Here is an 8,879-nt window from a genome sequence, read left to right as displayed (position 1 = left end):
GTGCCTTGGCAAGACCCATGGCAGAGAGTTTGCCTGTTTCGCGCTTGAGCCAGGGGGCTGCTTGCAATCGAGCCAGCGGCAGAGCATCGCTTTTTAGCAAAGCGCCGCATGCCGTGCTCAGGGTACGCAGGGGGCGGGATTCCAGCATCAGCAACAGAAACAGCAGGTCGAACAACGGTTCGGACAGTGCGAGATTACGCACCGCCCAGAGCCCGGCCGCGCAGGGCAGCCAGACGACTATCAGCGCCAATATTCCCGCTTGCCACTGCGCTTTCGGAGTGCCGTCCGGACGATGAACCCGGTGGCCCAGCCGGCTGAGCAGGGGTTCGCTTGCGGAGAGGCGCAACCAGTCAGGTCTTGGCAGCAGTGCCTCTAGCAAGGCGGCGCCCACCATGATGGCCGCCGGGGTGGCAGCCATCATGGTCAGGGTGTCGAGGGTGGGCAGGGTTATCACAGCTTGCCAAGCAGGGAGAGGATCACCTCGGCGGAGTGCTGACCGGCAACCTCGATAAAGGCGTCGAAGGATTCCACTTGCTCCTTGCCTGCAATGTCAGACATGGCGCGTACCACCAGATAGGGCACGCCAAACATATGACACACCTGACCGATTGCGGCCCCTTCCATCTCGACGGCCAGCATCTGCGGGAAGTCGGCGCGGGCGCGGGCGATAGCCTCCGGTTTGCACATGAACTGGTCGCCGGTGCAGATGAGTCCCAGCTTGGTCTTATGCTTGCCGTGCAGGGCGATGCACTCCTCGGCCAGGGCAATGAGACGGGCATCGCAGGGGAAAGCGACGGGTTGTTGCGCCATCTGGCCCATCTCGTAGCCAAAAGCGGTTACGTCCACGTCGTGAAAGCGCATCTCGCTGGCGATCACCACATCACCTATCCGCAACGCATGATCGAAACCGCCGGCAGAGCCGGTATTGATCACGCAGTCGGGGGCAAATTTTTCCAGCAGCAGCGACGTGGCGACGCTGGCGGCGACCTTGCCGATGCCGGAGCGGGTCAATATCACCTCTTTGCCTGCCAGTGTGCCGCTATAAAACTCACAGCCGCCAAGCTGGGTGGTGGTCATGTCGCTCAGTTGGCCACGCAGCAGGGCAACTTCCTGCTCCATGGCGCCGATAATACCTACTTTCATCAGAAACCTCGTCTAGGGGCTCAAGCCCGTCTAAGTTGCGGCAATCATAGCAAAAATCCGCGCCAAGCCTACAGGCGAGGCGGCCTTGGGTGATCGCTTGCACAAAAAAACGCCCCCGCAGGAGCGAGGGCGTCGGTTTGTTAGTCAGTGTGACCAGAGAAGGCCGGTCCGACTAATGGTCTGGGTCACACGGCCAGATACTCCATGATCCCTTCGGCGGCCTTGCGGCCTTCGTAGATGGCGGTCACCACCAGATCCGAACCGCGCACCGCATCGCCACCGGCAAACACCTTGGGATTGGTGGTCTGGAAGGCGAAATCGGACTGCTCGGGGGCGCGGATCCGCTCGCGACTATCCAGCTCGATACCAAACTCACTCATCCAGGGCTGCGGGTTGGGCTGGAAGCCAAAAGCCATGACCACGGCATCGGCGGCCAGTACCTGCTCTGAGCCTGCGATAACCACAGGGTTGCGACGACCGTTGGCATCGGGGGCACTCAGTTCGGTGCTTACCACCTTGATGCCGCAGGTGCGACCATGGGCATCGAGTTCGACCCCAACGGGCTGCAGGTTGAACATGAATTCAACCCCTTCCTCGCGGGCATTTTGCACCTCGCGCTTGGAGCCCGGCATGTTCTCTGCATCGCGGCGATAGGCGCAGATCACCTTGTCAGCCCCCTGACGGATAGCGGTGCGCACGCAGTCCATGGCGGTATCGCCCCCGCCGAGTACCACCACCTGCTTGCCGGCGAAGTCGATGTAATCGGCTTGCGCCTTCTCAAAGCCCAGCAGCCGGTTGGCGTTGGAAATGAGGTAGGGCAGGGCATCATAGACGCCGGGAGCCTCTTCGTTGGTGAAGCCGCCTTTCATGTATTTGTAAGTGCCCACCCCGAGGAAGACGGCGTCGAACTCGCCGAGCAGATCGGCGAAGGAGACGTCCTTACCGACTTCAGTCTCAAGCCGGAATTCGATGCCCATGGCCTCGAAGATCTCGCGGCGGCGCTGCATGACCTCTTTTTCCAGCTTGAAGGAGGGGATGCCAAAGGTGAGCAGGCCTCCAATCTCTGGATATTTGTCGAACACCACGGCGCTGACGCCACCACGGGCCAGCACGTCGGCACAGGCCAGGCCAGCTGGGCCCGCGCCTATGACGGCGACCCGCTTGTCGGTCTTGATCACGTTGGAGAGATCCGGGCGCCAGCCCATCTCGAACGCCTTGTCGGTGATGTATTTCTCGATGTTGCCTATGGTCACGGCGCCGAATCTGTCGTTGAGGGTGCAGGCACCTTCACAGAGTCGGTCCTGAGGACAGACCCGGCCGCATACCTCCGGCAGACTGTTGGTCTGATGGGAGAGCTCCACCGCTTCAAGGATGCGCCCCTCGTTGGCCAGTTTCAGCCAGTTGGGGATGTAGTTGTGCACCGGGCACTTCCACTCGCAATAGGGATTGCCGCAATCGAGGCAGCGATCCGCTTGCATGCCGACTTGAGACTGGTTGAAGGGCTCGTAGATCTCCACAAACTGGATCTTGCGAATTTTCAATGGCTTCTTCGGCGGGTCGACCCGCTGAACATCAACAAATTGGAATACGTTCTGGCTCATAGGTTCCCTCCTTACTGCGCCTGGATTCTGAGTTCTGCACTGGAACGACTGGTATGGCCCAACAGTGCCTTGACGTCACTGGACTTGGGTTTGATCAGCTTGAACTTCGGCACATAGGAATCAAAGTTGGCCAAAATTTCCTCGGCGCGTGAGCTGCCGGTTTCGTTCAGATGTTCGGTAATGATGCCGCGCAGGTGCTCCTGATGAATGGCGAGGCTCGCCACCTCCAGCAGTTCCACCAGTTCGGAGTTGGTACGCTTGGTAAAGTGGCCATCGCAATCGAGCACGTAGGCGAAGCCGCCGGTCATGCCCGCCGCGAAGTTGACCCCGGTTTCACCGAGTACAGTCACTATGCCGCCAGTCATGTATTCGCAGCCATTGTCGCCAATGCCCTCGACCACAGCCAGGGCGCCAGAGTTACGCACCGCGAAGCGCTCACCCGCGGTACCTGCCGCATAGAGCTTGCCGCCGGTGGCGCCATAGAGGCAGGTGTTGCCGATGATAGCTGCTTCATGAGACTTGAACGACACGCCGACATGGGGTTTGACCACCAACTTGCCGCCGGTCATGCCCTTGCCCACGTAGTCATTGGCGTCACCGGTCAGGATCAGCTCCAGACCGCCGGCGTTCCAGACGCCGAAGCTCTGGCCTGCGGTGCCGTTGAAGTGGACCCGCACCGGGTCGCTGGCCATGCCCTGGTTGCCGTGTCGGGTGACGATTTCACCGGAGAGGCGCGCCCCGATGGAGCGGTCTGTGTTGCGAATGTCGTAGCGATATTCGCCGCCACTCTTGGTTTCCACCGCCTCGAGCAGGTCTTCGACCATGCGCAGGTTGAGCGGCCCCTTGTCGAAGGTGGGGTTGTGCTGTTGGCAGAACAGGCTGGAACCCGCCACTGCCACCGGCTTGGCCAGGATACCGGAGAGATCCAGCTTGGCCTGACGGGCGGTGAGGCCGGGCAGGGCTTCGAGCAGCTCGGTGCGGCCAATCAGGTCCGTCAGTTGGCTGACACCCAGCCCTGCCATCAACTCACGGGTCTCTTGAGCCACGAACCTGAAGTAGTTCATGGCCATCTCCGGCAGACCGGTGAAGTGGTCACGGCGCAGTTTCTCATCCTGTGTGGCCACGCCGGTGGCACAGTTGTTCAGGTGGCAGATACGCAGGTATTTGCAACCGAGCGCCACCATGGGGCCAGTACCGAAGCCAAAGCTTTCGGCGCCAAGGATGGCCGCCTTGATGATGTCCAGACCCGTCTTGAGGCCGCCATCCACCTGCAGCCGCACCTTGTGGCGCAGGCCGTTGGCGACCAGGGCTTGCTGGGTCTCGGCCAGGCCAAGTTCCCAGGGGGAGCCGGCATACTTGACCGAGGTGATGGGGCTGGCCCCTGTGCCGCCGTCATAACCGGAGATGGTGATGAAGTCGGCATAGGCTTTGGCCACCCCGCAGGCGATGGTGCCCACCCCGGGCTCGGAGACCAGTTTCACCGACACCAGGCAGTTTGGATTGATCTGCTTGATGTCGAAGATGAGCTGAGCCAGATCCTCGATGGAGTAGATGTCATGGTGCGGCGGTGGCGAGATGAGCGTCACGCCAGGCACCGAGTAGCGCAACTGGGCTATCTGGGCTGTCACCTTGTCCCCGGGCAGCTGGCCGCCTTCGCCGGGCTTGGCGCCCTGGGCCACCTTGATCTGCACCACGTCCGCATTCATCAGATAGTGGGGGGTGACGCCAAAGCGGCCCGAGGCAACTTGCTTGATGCGCGAGTTCTTCTCGGTGCCAAAACGCTTGGGATCTTCACCGCCTTCCCCTGAGTTGCTCTGACCGCCGAGGCGGTTCATGGCAATCGCCAGGGCTTCGTGAGCCTCGGGGCCGAGGGCACCGATGGACATGGCGGCGGAGTCGAAGCGCTTGAAGAGATTGGTGGCAGGCTCTACCTCGTCGATGGAGATGGCCTGCTGGCCTTGCTTGACCCCGATAAGATCGCGCAGGGTCGCCACCGGTCGCTCATTGACCAGGCGGGCGTAGTGCAAATAGTCGCTGTATTCGCCGGAGCGCACCGCGGTTTGCAGGGTTTGCACCACGTCCGGGTTATAGGTGTGGTACTCCTCGCCGTGAACGAACTTGAGCAGGCCGCCCTGATTGAGGGGCTTGCGCTTGAGCCAGGCGGTGCGGGCCAGATTGTGCTGATCCTGCTGGATATCTTCAAAATCGGCACCCTGAATGCGGCTGGCGACGCCGCGGAAACAGGTCTCGACGATGGATTTGGACAGACCCACCGCCTCGAACAGTTGGGAGCAGCGGTAGCTGGCGATGGTGCTGATGCCCATCTTGGACATCACTTTGTAGAGACCCTTGTTGATGCCGTTGCGGTAGTTGAGCATGGCCTGGCGCAGGCTCATCTTGAGCACGCCCTCCTCCAACTGCTTGGCCAGCGTCTCGTAGGCGAGGTAGGGGTAAACGGCGGTGGCGCCAAAGCCGAGCAGCACGGCAAAGTGGTGCGGATCCCGGGTACTGGCGGTTTCGACCAGGATGTTGGCGTCACAACGCAGGTTGTTGTCGACCAGGGTGCGCTGCACTGCACCCACCGCCATGGCGGCAGGGATGGGCAGGGTGTCGGCACTGATGTTTCTGTCCGAGAGTACCAGCAGCACTGTGCCGGCACGGGCGGCCGTCTCGGCCTCCAGGCAGATACGTTTAACGGCCCCCTCCAGCCCTTCGCTTGGGGCAAAGTTGAGGTCGATCAGGGTATGGCGATAGTGATCTCCCTCCAGGGCCAGCAACTGATGGAAGTCGGAGTAGAGCAGAATGGGCGATTGGAACAGCACTCGGTGGGCGTGACCAAAGGTCTCGTTGAACACGTTCTGCTCGCTGCCGATACAGGTCGCCAGGGACATGACGTGGTTTTCCCGCAATGGATCGATGGGCGGGTTGGTCACCTGGGCAAACATCTGGCGGAAGTAATCATAGAGCGTGCGTTGCCTGGAAGAGAGCACCGCCATGGGGGTGTCGTCACCCATGGAGCCGACGGCCTCCTGGCCGTTCTCGCCGAGTACGCGGATGATCTGATCCAGCTCCTCATAGGAGTAGCCAAACAGTTTCTGATACGTCTTGAGCTGATCGTCATCCAGCTCGCGGGCGCCGGTGTTGGCATCGTCCATCTGCTCGAAGGGGATCAGGCGTTTGCAGTGATCTGTCATCCACTGCTTGTAGGTGTGACGGCTCTTGAGATCGTCGTCGATCTCGAAGCTGGTCCACACCTTGCCGTTGCTGGTGTCGATGACGAAAAGTTCACCCGGGCCGACCCGGCCCTTCTCCAGCACCTCATCCGGGGTGTAGTCCCAGGTGCCCACTTCGGAGGCGAGGGTGATGAACTTGTCCTTGGTGATGACATAGCGGGCAGGGCGCAGGCCGTTTCTGTCCAGGGCGCAGGTTGCGTAGCGACCGTCAGTCATGACGATGCCAGCCGGGCCATCCCAGGGTTCCATGTGCATGGAGTTGAAGTCGTAGAAGGCGCGAAGATCCTCGTCCATGTTAGGGTGCTTCTGCCATGCAGGCGGGATCAGCAGGCGCATGGCGCGGAACAGATCCATGCCACCGGCCAGGAAGAGATCCAGCATGTTGTCGAGGCTGGAGGAGTCGGAGCCCGTGGTGTTGACGAAGGGGGCGGCCTCTTGCAGATCCGGAATGAGCGGGGTGGCGAACTTGTAGCTACGCGCCTTGGCCCACTGGCGGTTGCCAGCGATGGTGTTGATCTCGCCGTTGTGAGCCAGGTAGCGGAACGGCTGTGCCAGCGGCCAGCGTGGGCTGGTATTGGTGGAGAAGCGCTGGTGGAAGACGCAGATGGCCGATTGCAGACGGATGTCGGCAAGATCCAGGTAGAAATGCGGCAGGTCCACGGGCATGCAGAGCCCCTTGTAGACGGTTACCAGATTGGAGAGGCTGACCACGTAGAAGTAGTCATCGCTGATGCGTTTCTCGATGCGACGACGCACTATATAAAGGCGGCGCTCGAGATCCTTGTCGACCCAGCCGGGAGGGGCGTTGACGAAGACTTGCTCTATGCTGGGCAGGGAAGCCTTGGCAATGGGGCCCAGTACATGGGTATCAATGGGGACCTGACGCCAGCCGACCAGACTGAGGGTCTCGCGCTCGAGCTCTTCGTTGATGATGTCACGGGCTTGCTGGGCCAGCACGGGATCCGGGTTGAGGAACAGCATGCCGACCGCATACTTGCGGCCCAGATGCCAGCCTTTCTCCTCGGCGACGGCTCTAAAGAAGCTGTCGGGCTTTTGCAGCAGCAGGCCGCAGCCATCGCCGGTTTTACCATCGGCGGAAATACCGCCGCGGTGTTGCATGCGAGCCAATGCTGACATCGCGAGACGGACAAGCTTGTGGCTGGCTTCCCCTTCCATGTGGGCCAACAGGCCGAAGCCACAGTTATCCCTCTCCAGCTTTGGATCATATAGTGACATTGCATATCTCCCTTGCTCGGCCTTGATTCGCAAACTGCATAAATTGCGATTGGCTCTTGTGGTTCCGTCTGCCTGAAGTGGCGAATCTCCAAACTAATGGGATTTTTGCATGAGGTCAATTGGACAAGTCAGATGTTTTGCTTGTTACATCCGCATAACAAAATATGGCTGCATGTTGATATATGGGGGTGGTGTTGGTTTATTGTTTTGGTTATATCTTTTTATCTGGGTTTTTATATCTAAATATTGCGATTTGTCAGTTGAGGTAACGACTCGACCCTCTTGTAGTAATCTTACCAAAGTGCTCAATTGGTGAATGAGTTCGATCACATTTCTCTGTTGTGCGGCTTGCTTTTACTTCCCGCTGGAGTACCGATTTATTTGTTTTTATAAACAGAAGCTTACAGATATCTAATCTCATTCCTCGGCGAGCACTGTTGTCACCATGGTCGCAACACCGAACAGGATAAAGTCTCGGTTGGAGATATTTATTCGACTCAAGATGAATATTTATATGTTTTCACACTCGATGGACTCTTGATCCAGCTCAGCATGGTGACCAGCCGGGCCTGTACAATTTCGCTTTTTATCGGGAGTTGTCATGCAGTTACATGAAATGGTCAATACCCTGGGTCAGGATCTCAAGCGCCGTCATGGTGAAAAGATCCACAAACTCTCCATTCATGGCGCCTTCACCTGTCCGAATCGGGACGGCACCCTGGGCCGCGGGGGCTGCACCTTCTGTAATGTCTCTTCCTTTGCTGATGAGTCGGCCCAGCAGCTCTCCGTGGTGTCCCAGCTCAAAGCTCGGCGCGAGGAAGTGACGCGAGCACGCCGTTATCTCGCCTATTTTCAGGCCTACACCAGCACCTATGCCGAGGTGGCCTATCTCAAGCAAATGTATGAAGAGGCGCTCTCGGTGAGCGACATGGTCGGGCTCTGTGTCGGCACCCGGCCCGATTGCGTACCGGATGCGGTGCTCGATCTGCTGGCCGGTTATCAGCAGCAAGGTTATGAGGTGTGGTTGGAGCTGGGTCTGCAAAGCGCCAGTGACGAGACACTCAGGCGTATCAATCGCGGTCACGGCTACGCGGCGTATGTCGATGCGGTGCGTCGTGCCCATTTGCGCGGCATCAAGGTATGTACCCATCTTATCGTCGGCCTGCCGGGTGAACAGGCAATGGACAGCGTGCAGACGTTGCAGCGAGTCGTCGACACCGGGGTCGAGGGGATCAAGTTGCACCCTTTGCATGTTGTGACTGGCAGTACCTTGGGCAAAGCCTGGCTGGCGGGGAGGCTGGTGGTGCCGACATTGGCTGAGTATGTGGCGGCGGCTGTCGCCATGATCCAGCACACGCCACCGGACGTGGTCTATCACCGGGTCGCGGCCTCTGCCCGCAAACCGACGCTACTGGCACCTGACTGGTGCGAGAATCGCTGGACTGCAATGACTCTTATCGCAGCAAGCCTGTCGGAGAGTGGCTCCCAGGGCAATCGATTGGGAACTCCCTTCCTACCGGATGGCCAGTAGCTGACTAACTTATCAAATTTAGCAAAAAAACAGTGAGTTATTAGATGAAAATCAGTCTCTGTTCTATAGTTCTCAAGTCGCTAAACTGTTAAGGTGCGCCGTTCGGATATACCTATCAAGCCACTTAACCCCATG

4 protein-coding genes and 1 pseudogene are annotated in these 8,879 nt (G+C 59.3%); 1 reads left to right on the top strand and 4 read right to left on the bottom strand.

The window, feature by feature from the left end; translation table 11 throughout:
* The 4 genes and pseudogenes from G113_RS16840 to gltB form a co-directional block, all read right to left on the bottom strand.
* Positions 1-445, bottom strand: a pseudogene (locus G113_RS16840) (cobalamin biosynthesis protein CobD); the annotation flags it as partial.
* Positions 446-450: 5 nt separating this feature from the next.
* Positions 451-1,143, bottom strand: a complete 693-nt coding sequence (mtnN, locus tag G113_RS16835) for a 5'-methylthioadenosine/S-adenosylhomocysteine nucleosidase (protein ID WP_005907601.1) — start codon at positions 1,141-1,143, stop codon at positions 451-453.
* Between the two features lie 185 nt (positions 1,144-1,328).
* On the bottom strand, positions 1,329-2,744 hold the full coding sequence (locus tag G113_RS16830) for an FAD-dependent oxidoreductase (RefSeq protein WP_005907600.1): 1,416 nt from the start codon (positions 2,742-2,744) through the stop codon (positions 1,329-1,331).
* An 11-nt stretch (positions 2,745-2,755) separates the two neighbouring features.
* Positions 2,756-7,213 (bottom strand): glutamate synthase large subunit, encoded by a 4,458-nt coding sequence (gltB, locus tag G113_RS16825; protein ID WP_005907599.1) that lies wholly within the window; start codon positions 7,211-7,213, stop codon positions 2,756-2,758.
* Positions 7,214-7,814: 601 nt separating this feature from the next.
* On the opposite strand from gltB, the gene G113_RS16820 reads away from it, so the two are divergent.
* Positions 7,815-8,744, top strand: coding sequence for a TIGR01212 family radical SAM protein (locus G113_RS16820; protein ID WP_005907598.1), 930 nt, complete (start codon positions 7,815-7,817; stop codon positions 8,742-8,744).
* Positions 8,745-8,879 lie beyond the last annotated feature (135 nt).

Origin of the sequence: Aeromonas molluscorum 848 (genome assembly GCF_000388115.1) — a bacterium.
Classification (GTDB): domain Bacteria; phylum Pseudomonadota; class Gammaproteobacteria; order Enterobacterales; family Aeromonadaceae; genus Aeromonas; species Aeromonas molluscorum.
The sequence above is the reverse complement of the archived record's forward strand: the minus strand, read 5'-3'. Positions and strand labels throughout refer to the sequence as shown.